Origin of the sequence: Mesorhizobium sp. SARCC-RB16n, from assembly GCF_008520305.1 — a bacterium.
Classification (GTDB): Bacteria; Pseudomonadota; Alphaproteobacteria; order Rhizobiales; family Rhizobiaceae; genus Mesorhizobium.
Genome location: NZ_ML703254.1, coordinates 36096 through 52350 on the forward strand (window position 1 = coordinate 36096; position 16255 = coordinate 52350).

Annotated in this window: 14 protein-coding genes and 1 pseudogene; 6 read left to right on the forward strand and 9 right to left on the reverse strand. The window is 61.0% G+C overall.

Annotation, left to right across the window (positions count from 1 at the left end; all coding sequences use genetic code 11):
• Positions 1-29: 29 nt before the first annotated feature.
• The 4 genes from fabG to C7I87_RS02235 form a co-directional block, all read right to left on the reverse strand.
• Entirely contained in the window at positions 30-809 is a 780-nt protein-coding gene (fabG, locus tag C7I87_RS02220; protein ID WP_149902666.1) for a 3-oxoacyl-ACP reductase FabG, read from the reverse strand.
• Positions 809-2545, reverse strand: coding sequence for an acetolactate synthase catalytic subunit (locus tag C7I87_RS02225; protein WP_149902779.1), 1737 nt, complete (start codon positions 2543-2545; stop codon positions 809-811). Before C7I87_RS02225 ends, fabG begins: the two co-directional genes overlap by 1 nt.
• Positions 2546-2550: 5 nt before the next feature.
• The gene (locus tag C7I87_RS02230; RefSeq protein WP_149902667.1) at positions 2551-3921 is read right to left on the reverse strand and encodes an aspartate aminotransferase family protein; all 1371 of its coding nucleotides are present in this window, start codon (positions 3919-3921) and stop codon (positions 2551-2553) included.
• A 96-nt stretch (positions 3922-4017) separates the two neighbouring features.
• Positions 4018-4746 carry a GntR family transcriptional regulator gene (locus C7I87_RS02235; RefSeq protein ID WP_149902668.1) on the reverse strand — a complete coding sequence of 243 codons (729 nt, stop codon included), beginning with the start codon at positions 4744-4746 and terminating at the stop codon, positions 4018-4020.
• 96 nt (positions 4747-4842) lie between these two features.
• On the opposite strand from C7I87_RS02235, the gene C7I87_RS02240 reads away from it, so the two are divergent.
• The 5 genes from C7I87_RS02240 to C7I87_RS02260 all read left to right on the forward strand — a co-directional run bounded on the left by C7I87_RS02240 (position 4843) and on the right by C7I87_RS02260 (position 10671).
• Positions 4843-6117: an extracellular solute-binding protein gene (locus C7I87_RS02240; protein ID WP_149902669.1), complete on the forward strand. Its 1275-nt coding sequence runs from the start codon at positions 4843-4845 to the stop codon at positions 6115-6117.
• A 95-nt stretch (positions 6118-6212) separates the two neighbouring features.
• On the forward strand, positions 6213-7316 hold the full coding sequence (locus C7I87_RS02245; RefSeq protein ID WP_149902780.1) for an ABC transporter ATP-binding protein: 1104 nt from the start codon (positions 6213-6215) through the stop codon (positions 7314-7316).
• A 2-nt stretch (positions 7317-7318) separates the two neighbouring features.
• Entirely contained in the window at positions 7319-8206 is an 888-nt protein-coding gene (locus C7I87_RS02250) for an ABC transporter permease (protein ID WP_149902670.1), read from the forward strand.
• 46 nt (positions 8207-8252) lie between these two features.
• Positions 8253-9050: an ABC transporter permease gene (locus C7I87_RS02255; RefSeq protein ID WP_246696158.1), complete on the forward strand. Its 798-nt coding sequence runs from the start codon at positions 8253-8255 to the stop codon at positions 9048-9050.
• Positions 9051-9111: 61 nt separating this feature from the next.
• On the forward strand, positions 9112-10671 hold the full coding sequence (locus C7I87_RS02260) for a M81 family metallopeptidase (protein ID WP_149902671.1): 1560 nt from the start codon (positions 9112-9114) through the stop codon (positions 10669-10671).
• Between the two features lie 14 nt (positions 10672-10685).
• On the opposite strand, the gene C7I87_RS02265 is transcribed toward C7I87_RS02260, so the two are convergent.
• From C7I87_RS02265 to C7I87_RS36675, 5 genes and pseudogenes are all read right to left on the reverse strand, one after another.
• Positions 10686-11594, reverse strand: coding sequence for a nucleotidyltransferase and HEPN domain-containing protein (locus C7I87_RS02265; protein ID WP_149902782.1), 909 nt, complete (start codon positions 11592-11594; stop codon positions 10686-10688).
• A complete protein-coding gene (locus tag C7I87_RS02270) occupies positions 11566-11796 on the reverse strand; it encodes a hypothetical protein (RefSeq protein WP_149902672.1) in 231 nt (76 codons plus the stop codon). The genes C7I87_RS02265 and C7I87_RS02270 overlap by 29 nt, the downstream gene beginning before the upstream one ends.
• A 249-nt stretch (positions 11797-12045) precedes the next feature.
• Positions 12046-14874 carry a relaxase/mobilization nuclease domain-containing protein gene (locus tag C7I87_RS02275; RefSeq protein ID WP_149902673.1) on the reverse strand — a complete coding sequence of 943 codons (2829 nt, stop codon included), beginning with the start codon at positions 14872-14874 and terminating at the stop codon, positions 12046-12048.
• Positions 14874-15056, reverse strand: coding sequence for a plasmid mobilization relaxosome protein MobC (locus C7I87_RS35765; RefSeq protein WP_246696145.1), 183 nt, complete (start codon positions 15054-15056; stop codon positions 14874-14876). Before C7I87_RS35765 ends, C7I87_RS02275 begins: the two co-directional genes overlap by 1 nt.
• Positions 15057-15166: 110 nt before the next feature.
• Positions 15167-15271, reverse strand: a pseudogene (locus C7I87_RS36675) (hypothetical protein); the annotation flags it as partial.
• Positions 15272-15535: 264 nt separating this feature from the next.
• Here C7I87_RS36675 and C7I87_RS02285 point away from each other — a divergent pair.
• Entirely contained in the window at positions 15536-16237 is a 702-nt protein-coding gene (locus C7I87_RS02285) for a ParA family protein (RefSeq protein ID WP_149902674.1), read from the forward strand.
• The last annotated feature ends 18 nt before the right edge of the window (positions 16238-16255 follow it).

The window sequence follows — 16255 nt, forward strand, 5'->3', positions numbered from 1 at the left end:
TCAGCGGTGTCGAAGGCGACCTAAAGGACTTACGGCGGCGTGAATTCACCGCCGTTGAGGTCGAGCACCGCGCCATTCACGAAGTCGGCGTCCGGCGCCACTAGGAACGCGACGGCGCGAGCAACGTCCTCTGGCCGACCTAGACGGCCAATGGGTATGCGCGCCAGCGATTCCTTGTTGATGGGCGACTCCGTGGGACCCGCCATATCGGTGACGATGCGACCGGGCGTAATCGTGTTGGCCGTGATGCCAAATTGCGAGTATTCGCTCACGATAGAGCGCGCCAGGCCGACAAGGCCGCTTTTGGATGCCGTGTAGGCGGCGCCAGCGATCCGCGGCATCGTTCGACCGGCGAGCGAACCGATGAAGACGATGCGCCCGTATCGACGCTCGGCCATGGTAGGCAGCACGCATTGGCAGCAAACCAGCGCACCTGTTAAATTGATCGCCAAGACTTCGTGCCATTCGGCGAGGTCGATTTCTTCGATGGGAACGCGCCCGCCATTGCGTTTCGGGGAGTATCCGGCATTGCAGACGAGGACCGCCGGCCCCGGCCAATCCGCTTTGAGATCTGTGAAGAATCCACGCACGGCCTCTGGATCGCGTAGATCGACAACCGCGGATCGTACGCGCTCGTTCCCATAAGAACCGGCCAAGGCGCGGGTGGATGTCGCAACCCGATCCGGCTGCTGACTGAAGAAGGCCACACGGTAGCCGGCCCGCAGGAGGGCATCGGCGCTTGCAAAGCCTATGCCGCTTGAGGCGCCGGTGATGACAGCAACCGGTATCTCGTCGCCGAGCTCCACCATCAGACCTCCTCCATGAGAGCGCGAGACGGTTCAGACCGGTCGAGTGTTCCATCAAAGAGAGACAACGGCGGGTGGGCATCGGGGTCCGTGACGATGTCGATCAACCAGGGTCCGTCTTCAGAAAGTGCGCGTCGAAGCGCGGGGAGAATGTCCTCCTGATGTTCGACTTTTATGGCGTTGCAGCCACATGCGCTGGCAATCGCGGCATGGTCGACCGGTGCGAAGTGGCAAGCGCTGGTGTATTGGCCAAATTTCACGGTTTCGGCATCCTTCTGATAGCCGAGGACGCCGTTGTTAAGGACGATGACAGTGAGGTCGATGCCAAGGCGTACCATTGTTTCAAGCTCCGCCCAGGAGTGGGCAAATCCGCCATCGCCGACCAAGGCGATAACGGGCGCGTCGAAGTCAGCGAGTTTTGCGCCAATGGCCATGGGCAGCCCCCAGCCAAGACCGGCGAGGCCACGCGGCGTGAGGAAGCGCTGACCCGCTTTCAAGGCGGTGAGTTGGCCGACCACCCACATCGAAGAATAGCTGGCATCCGCCACCACCGTCGTCTGGGGCGTAAGGCAGCTCTGGAGCTCCATCATGATGCGCTCAGGGCGAAGCAGCGCAGCGTTGCGCGCCAAAATCGCGCCGCGATCTGCTTCAAACGCAGCACGCACTTGCGCGATTTTTCCCTCCAGTTGATCGCGTCCCGCCAGGCGATGCGAAAGGTCACGGCAATTGAGCATCTCCGACAGGGCTACCAGCGTCTCCGCCGCATCGCCGACGAGACGGAGCGCCTCGTAGTTACGGCCGATCTCGACTGGATCGACATCGAGGTGAATGATGCGGGCGGAGCGGGGAATCGAGCGCCAGCTGTCAGTTCCGTTCTGATTGGTGCGCGTCCCGACAAGCAGGATCACATCCGCCTCTTCCAGAAAGCGTCTCGAATGGCGCCCCAATGATCCTGGCCCGTTGAGCGGGCCAAGCACGCCCAGCGAAAGTGGGTGGGTTTCATCCACGGCCCCCTTGCCCATGGGGGTCGTCATCACGGGCAAGTTTGCCAAGTCCTGCAGGCGAGCAAGCGCCTGCGGAGCACCGGTCGTCAGGGCCCCGCCGCCGGCCATGACGACAGGCTGGCGCGCCTCTGCCAGCAGCTCCACTGCCGCAGAAATGGCTGCATCGCCTGGGCGCGATCTGTCGATTGGCCATGAGCCGAGCGCCGCCAGGCGCGGATGCCCAGTTTCGGGCGCAATCTCCCGCAACAAATCCGCGGGCAGCAACAACACTGCTGGACCAGGCCGACCACTGCCCGCCGCTGCGAAGGCGGCATCGACATAGTCATCCACGCGGTCCGCGGTAATGATGCGCCTGACCCATTTGGCGCAGGCCTGGAACAGGGCTATGTGATCGAGTTCCTGAAAAGCGTTGCGATCGAGATAGGGGCGCTCCACCTCCTGGACGAGCGCCACGATTGGCACGCTTGCCTTCAGCGCTTCGGCGAGTGGCGGAACCAGCAACGTAGCCGCCGGGCCGTTCTGGGCTGCGACCACGGAAATGCGGCCGGATCGTCGGGCATATCCATCGGCCATTGCGCCGCCCATATTCTCTTGGCGGTAGGCGATCTGGCGAATACCAACCGCCTCGGCCGCCAGGATGACCGCCGACGGAAGACTTTGCGCGAAAATGAGCTCAACGCCGTGGCGTTTTAAGGCCTTGGCGATACGCATGGCGACGGTTTCGGCACAAGGCATGGACATTACGATATCTCCTCAAGGAGCGCGGAATTTTCGGCAAGAAATGTTTCAAGGGCGGCGGCGATCGCATCGACCTCCGCGTCGCCCATGGACGTCGAAAGACAGGCCGCCGCGCCAACTGGCAGAACGATGCCGTGCGCCGCGAAAAATCGCGACATCTCTTTCAGGACCTTGGCTTCGGCAGGGCTCAAATGCGCTTCCCGGAATTCGCGCGGAGGCGTCGGCTTCGGGTGAAGGCGGAAGAGCGAAGCCGCCCCGGTAATGCTAAGCGGCGCATTAGCCCGTGCAATGGCGTCCACCAAACGGCCGCGCAGTCCGTCACCCAACCGTTCAAGCCGGGCGAAGGCAATTTGATCGAGGGCGTTCATCGCGGCGTGGCCAGCCACCATCGAGATCGGGTTCGCGGAAAATGTCCCCCCTTGCGGAAGCAACGGGCGGCCGCGGCTGCCGTCGAACACGCTCATGACGTCACCCAGACCACCGACCGCTCCAATCGGGAAGCCGCCTCCGATAATCTTACCCAAGGCGAACAGGTCCGGCCGTAGGCCATAGCGCGCCGCGGCGCCGCGATAGTCCTGACGAAAATTGAGGACCTCATCGCTGATAATGAGAATCCCGTGCTCGCGTGCCGTTTCCTGGAGTGCGGAAACGAATTCCGGTGCGGGAGCGATCAGTCCGGCACGGCTCGGCATCGGATCGATCAGCACGGCGGCGATGTCACTGCCGTGCCGCGACAGCAACTGACGCGCTCCAGCTGGATCGTTGAACCGAAGCACCACCACCTCGTCGAGCACCGAAGCCGGCATGCCGCGGTAATAAGGCGTCGCCGCCGGGCGATCCGGGGGTCCCCAGTTATCCGGCACGCTTGTCTGAGCGACCTCCACCCAATCATAGGCACCGTGATAGGCGCCTTCGATCTTGGCGATCCGGGATCGTCCGGTGAACGCGCGGGCTGCCTTGATGGCGAACATGACGGCTTCCGTGCCTGTATTGACGAAGCGGATGCGCTCGAGCCGAGGCACGCGGGCGCATAAGAGGGAGGCGAGCTCGACTTCCGCCTCCGTAGGGTTGGCAAAGCAGGTGCCGTTCCTCATCTGGCTTTCGACAGCTGCGCGCACCGGTTCAAAACCATGCCCGTGAATGAGCGTGGTGAAGTTCAGATTGAGGTCGAGGAAGCGTCTTCCGTCGACATCGATCAGATAGGCTCCCTCTGCGCGGGCAATGTAGCGGGGAACCGGATCCCGTTCGATGGTGACGCGTGTCGTGCCATCCGGGAAGACGGCATGAGCGCGCTCAAACAACGCATGTGAAAGCGGTCCACATGAGGACGCGGCTGCTTGTATCCTTCGTGAACTGGCCGGGACAGGGACCACACCTCGCCTCCATGATCGGTCGCCGCATCGAGCGATGCGGCCTTAGGAATACGGCGTGAGGAAAAGCAGATTTTGAAATTTGATGCAACAAAAAAATTAGGAACGCGATTCTCCACCCTGCTCCCCGACAGCAGCGAGTTGCGAGGACAAGCGCCGGTAGCCGCTGCGGATGTCGTTTTCGATTGCCCCTCGCACCGCCGCGGGATCGCGGTCATGCAATCCTCGCAAAGCCCACAAATGGTTGGAAACGCCCGTGCGCGACTGCGCGAACTCCGGATAGAGGCCATTAAACGCCGGTCCCATGCGAAGCCACAACGATTCAATGATGGTAACGAGCCGACGCATGCCGGAGCGGCGATAGATCAGGAAGTGAAAATCCTTGTTGGCATCGAGCACATCCGTGTATCGCCCTTCGTCCAGGCCACGATTGATGCGCTCCTGTAGGTTTTCCAATTCGTGGATCTCCGCCTCGGTCACGTGGTTGGTGGCCTGCTCGGCCGCCAGGCCCTCCAAGGAAAGGCGAATTGCCGTGATCTCGTCGAGGTCTGGAAGGCTCAGATAAGGCACGATGACGGTTTTGGGGCCGGCGTTGATCAGTCCTCCCTCCCCGATCAGCCGTGTGATGGCATCACGTGCCGGCGTGGTACTGACCTCGAGGACTTGGGCGACCGAACGAAGCGTAAGCTTGGTGCCTGGCTGCATCGCTCCTCGAATAAGCGAGTCTTTCAAGGTCGCGTAGGCGCTCTCGCCAAGGCTGCTGTGCCGATCAATCGGAGCAAGATCGCCTAGAAGCGCTTCCTTCCCTTTTTTTGGCGCAGCAAACATCGGTGAACCATCCATCCTGTCATGCGTGCGATCGAGAAGCTATGAGCCCCCCGCCCGATTCGCTGCGAAATTGCGGCTAAACCCTAGTCTTGGGGCGTGCCCTGCGCCAGAGGGCGACAACGAGGGTTTCGGCGGCTTGACAAAAGTATGAATGGTTTGTTACACCAAATTTCATATTTTAAAAAGGACGACACATTCAGCCACGCAGCACCGGGAGGATGGACAATGGGCAAATTGCAAATCGAGGGAGCGCCGATAGACAGGCGCAAAATGCTTAGCCTAGCCGCTGAGGCGGTGGCGGCCGCGAGCGTTGGCCTGACATGGCCCGAGCTTGTCATGGCTGCCCCTTTGGATGAACTCGTCGAACGCGCACGCCAGGCTGGCGAGCGACAAGTGGTGGTGGCCGGCGGCACCGGCGCCTATGGGGATCTTGTCAAGAAACACTTCTATCTACCGTTCACGGAAGCCACGGGCATAGAGGTGGTCGCCACCGGCGGCGGCTATGGCGAGAAGCTCGCCAAGCTAAAGGCGATGGCATCGGTTGGAAAGGTCGAATGGGACGTCATTACCCTTTCGATCGACTCGCTCGCCCCAGACGTCACGACCCTGCTTCGCGACCTTGGTGATTGCGCCGGCTTGCCGGACGTTGTCAGCCAGGGTGTCGACGGTTCGTGTCTGCGCGAGGGCGTGATGTTTGATATCGGAGGCGGCGTCCTTGCTTTCGACAAACGCAGCTTTCCCGAAGGCCAGGCACAGCCGGCAAGCTGGGCGGATTTTTGGGATGTGAAGGTCTTCCCTGGACCGAGGGCGCTGCCGAACATCGGCAATCCGTGGTGGGCATTGATTGCGGCGCTTGAGGCGGATGGCGTGAGCCGAGATGCGCTGTTCCCGCTGGACATCAATCGCGCCTTTCGCAAGCTGGACGAGATCAAGCCGCACGTCACTGTATGGTGGAAGAGTGGCGACCAGAGCCAGCAGATCTTTCGCACGCGCGAAGTGGCGATGGCTATGCTGTTTTCGGGCCGCGCTTTCCGGCTGCGCAGCGAGGGAATTCCGCTCGGCATCACCTGGAACGGTGCGCCTCTGGACGCGGCGTTTTGGGCCGTGACCAGAGCGGCTCTGCATCCAAACGCCGCGCTTGCGCTGCTCGATTTCATCTACACGCGACCGAAAGCGCATGCCGAATTCGCGGCGGAGTCTTTCGGCTCGACGGCCCAGCGCGGAGCCCTCGATTTCCTGCCAGCGGACGCCAAGCTTTCAAGCGTGCTGCAGCCAGCCAACTGGTCAAACATCGTTCGTGTCGACCGCGGATGGCTTGCTGCAAACCGCGAGAAGGTCTTGCAGCTCTGGAGCACATGGATCGCAAGCTGAACTGTTTTCTGAATGCCAGGACTGCCGGAACCCTTGGCCTTGGCAATCCTAAGATGTTGTCCCTGAACTTGGGACTTTTTGGAGGTAGCCGAGCAGTGGATGGAGCAAGTGTTTCGGTTCAGGGGCTAGGCAAGCGGTACGGCGCGGTTCGCGCCGTGAAGGCGCTGGGCATCGAGGTTCGTTCCGGCGAGTTCCTCTCGCTGCTGGGACCATCAGGGTCCGGCAAGACGACACTCCTTATGATGATTGCCGGCTTCGAGATGCCAACTGAGGGCGCGATCCGGATTGGCGATCGGGACGTGACCTATGTTGCGCCGAACCGGCGCAATATCGGCATGGTGTTCCAGCGGTACGCGCTATTTCCCCACATGACGGTAGCCGACAACGTCGCCTTTCCGCTGCGCATGCGCAAAGTTGTGAAAGCCGAGATAGCGCGTCGCGTCGCCGACGCCCTCGCGCTGGTGCAACTTCAAGACTTTGGCAAACGTCTGCCGAGCGAGCTGTCGGGTGGCCAACAACAGCGCGTTGCGGTGGCGCGCGCTCTGGTGTTCGAGCCGCCCGTACTTCTCATGGATGAGCCACTGGGCGCGCTCGACAAGAAGCTGCGTGAGCAGATGCAAATCGAGATAAAGCGCCTGCAGCGGCGATTGGGTGTGACCGTCATCTATGTGACTCACGATCAGGAGGAGGCGCTCACCATGTCGGACCGTATCGCAGTGATGCGCAACGGCTCGCTGGAGCAGATCGGTTCACCGATCGCGCTCTATGACAACCCCGCCACGCCATTTGTGGCCGATTTCGTCGGTAAGACGAACTTCCTGGAAGCTGTTTGTCACAGCTGCAACGGAACCGGTCTGGAGTTCGGCCTTGGCCAAAGCGGCTTCATTCACCTGAAAGAATGCCCGCCCACCCTGCCGTCGCCGCCCCGGCCAGGCGACAAAATACGTCTGGCCGTGCGCCCGGAGCAGATACGAATCTTGCGTCTGGGAGACAGCGATAGGCCGCCGCTCAACGGCGTCGTTGAGGCCATAATATTTGTCGGCTCATTCCGCACGTTTTTGGTGCGGCTTGCCGGAGGCGAGCTCGTCCATGTCCAGGCCGGCACGGATCATGGCATGGCGTATCCGCAAGAAGGCGAGCGCGTCGGCCTGACCATACCAAGCCAGGCAGTGCAGGTCTTTCCTGATCGGAGGCAGTGACGATGCACGCCAAACCGTCCGCGGAGGGTTCTCTTGGGAGCCGCCCAACTTCGGCGAGGGAATATGGGCCGGTGCTGTCGCTGCTTCTCGTCAGTCCACTTGTCCTGCTTCTCGTCGGGGGTTTCCTTTATCCGGTCGGAAAGCTCTTTTGGGGCAGTATCTTCGTTCCGGAAGCGTCGTTTGCGAATTACGCGCGCATCCTGCAGGAGCCGCTGTTCCTGCTTGTCCTGCGGCGGACGTTCGAGATCGGCTTCGTCGTTACCGCTCTCGCCTTGCTGCTCGGCTATCCCGTGGCTCTGGCGATGGCGCGCGTTCCAGGGCGCGCGGCAATACTGATCGCCGCTTGCGTTCTCATCCCGTTATGGACGAGCGTTCTCGTTCGCTCCTATGCATGGATTGTGCTCCTCCAGCGCAATGGGGTCGTGAACAATGCACTGATCGAGACAGGGCTGACCGACACGCCGTTGCGGCTTCTCTATACACAAGGCGCCGTGATCGCGGCAATGACGCAGGTGCTGCTGCCCTTCATGATCTTGCCGATCTATTCAGTGGTCCGCAACATTCCCGACGACCTTGTAAGGGCGGCGCGCAATCTCGGTGCCGGCAGCCTCCTGGCCTTCGTTCGCGTCACGCTGCCACTGAGCCTTCCCGGCGTGACGGCAGGAGTGCTCATCACCTTCATTTTGTCGCTCGGGTTCTACATCACGCCAGCGCTCGTTGGCGGGCCAAGCACGCTCATGATGTCTACTTTGATTGGCCAGCAGACGACGGAACTCCTTGACTGGCCGTTCGCAGGAGCGCTGGCCGCCATTCTGCTGCTCGCCACGCTCCTTCTGGTCATTGTCTTCCGACGCACGCTGGCATTCAACAAGGGGTTCAAACTTGGCTAACGCTGACCTAGTTCTTTCTGAACGTGCCGTTCGAGGAAAAGGCCATATCGTCAACAGTGCGGCTGCATTTCTGGCAGCGCTGGCGATCGGGCTGATCCTGTTCTTCCTTCTGCTGCCGACGCTCATCGTCATCCCGATGTCCATCGGCACCTCACCCTACATTGAGTTCCCGCCACGGGGGCTCACCTTCAAGTGGTACGAGGCGTATTTCAGCGATCCGGACTGGATGGCGGCGACCTGGTTCAGCGTTCGCATTGCGGTTGCGACAACAATGTCGGCCACGGTCATCGGAACGCTTGCTGCCGTCGCTTTGGTTCGGGGCCGGCTGCCTGGCAAGGAGTTCCTGCAGGCGTTCACCCTGGCTCCCCTGATCGTTCCCCACATCGTCATAGCCGTGGCGCTCTATCTAGTCTTCGCCCCGCTTGGTCTGACCGGCAGTTTCTACGGGTTCGTCATTGCCCATTCGATGCTCGCGGTGCCCTATGTGGTGATCACGGTCAGCGCTGCCCTCCAGCGCTTTGACCAGAACCTCGAGCTCGCGGCGCTCAATTGCGGCGCCACGCGACTGCAGGCGTTCCTTCATGTCGTGCTGCCGAATATACGGCCCGGCGTCGCCGCGGGTGCCGTCTTCGCCTTCCTCGCCTCTTTCGATGAGGCAACTGTCGCCTTTTTCATTTCGGGGATCGAGGGCAAGACCATCACGCGCAAGATGTTCGAAGACATCGATTTCAATCTGACGCCGGTCATCGCGGCGGTTTCGACCGTTCTCACCCTGGTCTCGCTCGTCCTCATGAGCTCGATCGAGATCGCGCGACAGCGCAGCGGGAACGGCCGCCTCGGCTGAAGCACCTGGGCGTCAATTGCGCCGTCGCGCCCGAAGTGTGAGACAAATTGGAGCGAGAACTATGCCCGAACCGAAACATCGCCCCAGGAAACAATTCGCCCGTCCACGTATCCTAGTCGGGCGCTTCTTTCATGAATCGCACAGTTTTAGCCCGCAGATTACTTCGAGCGACCGTTTCGAAATCAGGCAGGGCGAAGGGCTGATTGCACACGCAAGGCTGTCCGGGACCACCCTTGGCGGCATCGTCAATCGGACCGAGGAACTTGGTTACGAGGCGGTCCCCACGGTTTCGGCCGTTGCTCCACCCGGCGGTCTCGTGGATCACGACTTTTATGTTCAGATTCGCGACAGGCTGATCGCTCTGGCACGCCAGGAGAAATACGACGCCATCGCGCTTGAATTGCATGGCGCCATGGCAACGGCCGAACTTCCCGACGCGGAAGGGGATCTTCTTACGCGATTGCGCGAGGCGGTTGGATCGCATGTTCCGATTGGTATCGGCCTCGATCTGCACGCCCACGTCACGCATTCCATGCTGCGGTCGGTCGACATCTGCATTGCATGCAAGGAGAACCCGCATTCCGACGTGGTTTCCTGTGGCGAGCGCGTTGTCGACTGCGTGGCAGCCGTTCTCGATGGTGAGCTTGAGCCGGTTCTCACCATGGCCAAGGTACCCATGATCCTGCCGGGTGCTGCTGAAACCGGTGCCGGCCCGCTTGCCGAGCTTCATGCGCGTGCGCGGGCCCTTGCCAAGGGGCATCCGCAGATCCGGGACATCTCCCTGTTCAATGTCTATCCTCATGCCGACGACGCCGATATTGGCCAGGCAGTGGTCGTGCTGACGGATGGTCCGAGTAGGCTGGCGCATGCGGTTGCGACGGAACTCGCCCAGCTCTTTTGGTCCTGGCGCAAGCACTTTCGGGACGATCTTCTTACGATCGATGGTGCCCTTGATCTCGTTGCGCGAGATGCCAGCCGGCGCCCATACATTCTCGCCGACATGGGCGATCGGGTTCTGGCCGGAGCGCCTGGCGACAGCATTGCTATCATTGAACGCGCGCTGGCTCGGGGCGATCGCCTGCGCGGTGCCATACCTCTGACTGATCCTGAGAGTGTCGAGACCGCCACAACGGCCAGGCCCGGCGCGCATGTCACGCTCGACATTGGCGGCCGCATGACACCGGGGTTCGCGCCTCTCACGGTTTCCGGCTTTGTCGCAGACGTAGGTGACGGCCGCTTCGTGATAACGGGCCCGTTCGGTGCCGGCGAAGAGTCGTCACTCGGGCGTACCGCGGTGCTCGTTGTCGATGACCGGCTAAGCATCCTTCTGACAAGCAAGCCGGGCCTCACACACGACCCGGCAGCCTTTGTAAGCCAGGGCATCGATGTCGCTGCCCAGGATTTCGTCGTCGTGAAATCCGGCTATCACTTCAAGCTGAATTTCGCCAAGATCGGCACGCCGCTGAGCGTCGCAACGCCGGGAATTGGCTACTACACCCCAAGGCTACTGCAGCGCAAGAAGGCCAGATTCTGGCCCGAGCACGAAATCTCCGAACCTCAGATCAGGTCCGTTGTATATGGCAAATCCGTGAGGGTGGCGACAGCACTGAGCGACCATTAAAAGCATCCCGGGCGTCAACCGCCGGCGGCTTCCTTCAGCCGTGTCAGGTGGGCTTGGCAGATCTCTTTCACGAGCCTGTGCAGTTCGTCAGTGCGCCCCCCGAGCCAGACAAGCGCTTCCTCACTGATCGCGTAATGCTTGGAGTAGCGGGCTTTGACATAGGCTTCGTTGAGCGTGTTGAACCACGCGCGGTAGCGCTGCTGGTCGCGCGGCCATGCTTCGGCGAGCCGCCGGTCTTGCTCCTCTGCAAGCGCCCGGAGGAATGTGAGTTTGTGAGATGGCGGACTGTAATTTGTGAACACTAAGAGAAGCGCTGCATAGGTGTTCTCAATTGCCTGATGTAGCTGAAAAGACGCGTTCTTCAGCCGTCCTTTCTCCAGCGCAAACCTAAAGGCGTCAAGAAAGTCTCGTGCGCCCGGTATGCGATCATCAAAATGCTCTTCGGCAAACTTATAGGCAGCCGCAGGCGTAATCGCCTTCGGCTCGGCGAGCGGCTCTTCGTCGAGCTCGTAGAGCACGATGCCGTCGCGGCGAATGTCGGTGAAGAAATACTGTCCCTCGCGCAGCGCCGTGTTCACCTCTCGCCGTGAATGTGTGATGAAGCTGGTCGGCGTCTTGATGCCCCTGTCGCGTATGAGCCGGTCCTTTGCCTTGTACCAGTACGCGAAGTCCGCGAGCTTGCGGTTGTTGACGACGATCAGCAGGTCGTAGTCCGATCGGTAGCCTTTCATCGTGTGCGGCTCGTCGACCCAATCGCCGCGCGCATAGGAGCCGAACAGGATGATCTTCAGGATACGGCCCTTTTTCTTGAACTCGGCCGTGCCGTTGTCCAGCGCATCGTCGAACTCCTCGTGCAGGATATCGACAATCCGGCCGAGCTCGCCCTGCTTGTGCTCAGGCAGATGATCGATGCTGGTCTTCATCATTGCGGGGTGTTGCGATCCGGATCGAGAGAAAGAGGACGGCTCTAACGCTTCTGTCATCGCCGCCGGTTAAGGAAAGTTCGCCAATGAAGGGAATGCCTCTCTCATCGATCAGCGACGATGCCTTATTGGGTTGTGCTGCGCAACCTTCGCGGTTGGAATAGTGGGCCATATCTGGCGCGTGTTTCAGGATCTCTTTCACGAGGCGTTCCAATGGGATGACGACTAGCCCAAGAGCCAGTCTCGAATTGGCAGGAGCAAGCTTTCGAGCATTTCATAGGCGCGCAGCAGGCAAGTCTCCACAGCACCCAGCTGATGTCCGAAATAAATCATGGGACCAATCACGATCAGAGCCCATAGCGCGAGTCCCACAGAACCGTCTGGGCGATCCGAACTCTCGTCAGGCGGTGGAAGTGGGTTGACGTGCCAATGCTGCTTCATTGTTTAAGACCTAGCGTTCCCGGTCTTCAAGCGTGCGATGATGGCGTTCTTCGACTTCGCGCTCCAATTCGCGTAGCCGCGGAACTTGCTGCTGCGGTGGATCCGCCCTGTGGTCCTGGGTCATCCGCGCGGTACGATCGCCCGACTCGGACGGTCGGGTTGCCTCGCGTACATTCTCGTGAGGTCCTCGTTCAGCTTCTGCGCGACGCCGGCTTTCCAAGTGGATTTCGTTGTTGAGGTCGTGTCTGATCGTTGCCCTGCTACGGATATAGCCGTTGCCGTCGAGAGCGGCCCGGGCCGCTTCCCGCAGCAGATCCGCATGTCTGATTTCGGCCTCCCTCAGCCCCGCAATCCGAGCGACACCCTCGGCTTCGCCTTCCACACGACCAGACCTCACCGTCGAACGAATGTCCCGCGCTTCAAGCTCATAATAACGATGGACATCTCTCTTTGCGGCGTCGATCTGGGCGAACAACGCGTCGCCGGCGCGAACCGCCTGCGCGTCATGTTGCCTCGCGGGGAGGTTCCGTGTGGGATCGTACATATCGAACGCCCGACGGGAAGCTTGGACCTGAGCCTCGTCGTTCATTACCTGAAGCAGGTTTTGCTCTCCCTTTGATCGCTCGTAGAGATAGGTGTTCCCGTCAAGGGCTTCCCGGGCGTATCGGTGGAGCAAGGTGTCATATCGATTTGACGCCGCAAAATACTCAGCGTGAACGGCTGCACGTTCATCATCGGATATGTCAGCGCGGAAATACTCGGACGAGTATCTGTCGGTCGCGCGATCAAGCGAGTGGAAAGCAGCATCGTACTCCGCCAGCATCTCGTCTCCTTCACGCACCGCACTCTCGCCATGGCGAGCGACTGCATCATCGAACGGGCTGTCCCGAGACGTGCTTGGCTGCCCATCGTTGTGCTGCTGATCCCGATCGGTGCTCGGTCTTCCTTCGATCCGTTTCTCGCCATCGTCGCGCTCGGTCGGCTGAAATCCACCCACCTCCTGAAGATGCTGCTCGTCCCAGGTGGAAGTCTGTTTGCCATTGTCATCGCGATCAGCCTCGACAGGCTTAATCCCACCCTGTCGTTCTGAAAGTTCGAGATATTCGCGGCGAATGTTCACCACCTCGCGCGCGGTCGCGGCGACCTCGTCGAATTCCTTGCGCTCGGCGGGCTCGATCGAAGCTTCGACAGCTGCCAGCACGGCTTCAACACGCTTTCCATAAGCCTCGAATTCTGGTCGCGTCATCGCGCGCATGGGAGTCTCTCCGGCTCCGATCACCTTATCAAGCTCTATCATATTGGCATTCAGATTTGTAGGGATGAGCGACTTATCAAATTTATTGATGTCGATTTGACTTTCTCGTAGTGCCGCCTGTAGCCGGCCGATCTGCTCGGCAGCGAACTCGGAAACGGCCTTGTCGGAATGCGAGCGCACGACCTCGCCCCAGGCCTGCGCCGCTTCGACGGCATACCCGACGCTGCGCTCCGATCGTGCCGCAGAGTGCCGGTTGGCGCGCTTGGCATCGTAACGGGCCTGTGCGGCGCGGCTTGTGCCTTCATGCTCGGTTCGCCCGACATAGCTCACCGCCCGCGCCTGATTGCGGCCATAGGCCGGCGGGCTGGCAAGATCGCGCCGGTCGGTGAGCTCCATGTCAATGCGATGCTCGCGCGCTTTCTCGGCCATCAAAGCACGCCATTGCCGAAACACCTGCGGGCTGGTCTGGATCCGCTCGCCTGTCTCAGAGCGAATGGTGACGATGGCATGGGCGTGGATGTGCGGCCGCCGACCGCCCTGCCCTGTCCCCTTCGGGTCATCGGCAGGATCGTGGAGCGCAAAAATATAGCGATGTCCACCAAACTGCTCGCCGAGAAAATCGCGCACCGCGCCTTGGAATGCTGTCGCATTCGTTCCGGCGCGCGCCGAGACGATGAGATGCATGACGTCCCTCCCCTTACGGCTGTGCAGTTCGCGCCGCCACTCCTTCTGAACCAGATCGCCCGCCTGATCGAACGTCTGGATCGCCCGGCCCGTCTCGTCCTGGACGTCGCCTTGCGCGCGCTCAACGAGCTCCCGTACCCGCGCCGTCGCGAACTCAACGCCGTTGCCATGACCGCGGAACCGGAAACGGGCTTCCACTTCACAGCCGACCTCGGAATTCTCAAACCTCTCCTGGGCAATGCCTGCTGCCTTGGCGTCAGCAGTCAGGCGCTCGCCGTTCCGGTCACGCAGCACGACTACCCCACGTGCCTCGATCTCGCCGGCATTCCCCTTCTCGACGGCATAAACAAAACGCCGGTCTCCAAAGCCCGCGCTCAGTATCTCGTGAACGAGTTCCTGCCTGCCACGGCCGACGGGCGGGTCGGCAATCGTAACCGCAAAGATGCCGACATCGCGGCTGGCGGCCCGGTTGTCGAATAGATGCTCCCAATCGCCGCGCTGTTCGGCGAGCGCCGCCTTTCCGGTGATGTGTTCGCCCCTCTCATTCTCTACCGGCAATTCCCCTCCGCGCGAGGCGTAGCTCATCATTGCAGCCGCCCGAACGCCGCCACCATAGGAGGCAAGCTTGACTACAGCCGGCTGGCTTCCCCGCGCAAGCGCCGCGAATCGGACAGACATCGGCCGAGCAGTTCCGCCCCGGAAGGCGGCACCGCTTCCGCCGCCGGGCCTCCTGCCGCCGCGCTGTCGCCGACCAGCGCCCTCCGCCGGCAGATGCGCCGCCCCTCCCCTTCGCGGTCTGTCCCAGTCGATCCCCTCATGCTCGCCCATTTGCAACTCGTGCAGCAGTGTAGCGCGCCGGCGCTCCCAATCCCGTTCGAAGGCCCCGAGAAAAAACTCCATCAGGCCGCCTCGCCACGCCGGGCAGCACCGGCGCGCTTCGTCATGGACGCGAGTTCCGCGGCCACGGTGATGGCTATCGCACGGGCGTCGTCGATCGCTCCCGTGAGATCCGAACCCTCCGCCGCCCGACTTGCGTTGAGGGCACGGGCGATCTGGTTGAGATTGCCGCCGACGGCGCGCATGTCCTGGACTCGATGATCGCCCGGTCTTGCTTGCTCATAAACGGTCGGACACCGGCGCCTTCCAACGAGAGTGATCGCATAAAGCTCGAAACCGAAAGTCCGGCCCGTTCCGCCGCGCCTTCTACAGCCGACATTTCATCGTCGGAAAAGCGGATGTGGGCGACCCTTTCCCGCCGGGCGGGCTTCCTGGGAGGCGATCCGTTCGACGGCGTCATCGATGATCCTTTTGGCTTTGCGGCCGCAGGCCGCGGATCGAGGGCTTGTCCCTCGATTGTCAGGAAAAATGTATCACATTTTACCGTATCCTGCCAACCAAAAAGACATCAGAATTACGTACTTTTTGGCAAATCGTCATTTTTCTATGGTCAATATGACCTCACATTTCTATATTCATCTGAGCCTTGAGTCACATGAATCCACATTCGTGCAAACGCGGACTCGTGTGTGAATAGAAACACATTTTTATAGGAGGAGGCAGAATGCCGACCGTGATCTCCGCGATCAATGGCAAGGGAGGCGCAGGCAAAACCACCGCTCTCATGAACATCGCCGGCGAGTATGCCCTTCGAGGTCGAGCCGTGGCGATGATCGACATGGATGCGCGAAGCAATCTGACCAAGTGGTGGAGCGACTGCCGGGAGAAGGAAGCCCAGGCTGAGCGCATCGATGTCGTTGGCCACAAGACGGCCAAGGCGGTCGGCACTTATCTGGATCGCGCAGGCGCCGGCTTCGACTACATTCTGATCGACACGCCGGGCGAGGACACGGCGATCGTCGATCCGGTGGTTGGATGGTCCGATCTTGTCATCTCGCCGGTCCAGGCATCGAAACGGGAGGTACTCGGCGCGATCGACTGTTTTGAATCCGTCCTGCGCGTCAACGAGGCGCTCGGCCGCGGCTGCCGTCATGGTGTGCTGCGGACGCGGGTCTCGTTGACCGTGCGCCACACCGAACTTTATCGGAAGATCCGGCCGATCATGGAGGACAAGGTCGGAACCTATCTCTTCCGGACCGAGGTGATGGAGCGCAACGTGTACAAGGATATCCAGAACGGCATCGGGACCTTGCAGATGCAGGAACTGACGGAAGCTATCGCGAAGGCACGTCGGGAGACGCAAGGCGTTGTGAAGGAGATCGACGAGCTTCTGGGCGCTGATGGAGAGAGGGGGGGCGGTCGGTGAGCGGAAAAGAGCATCTAT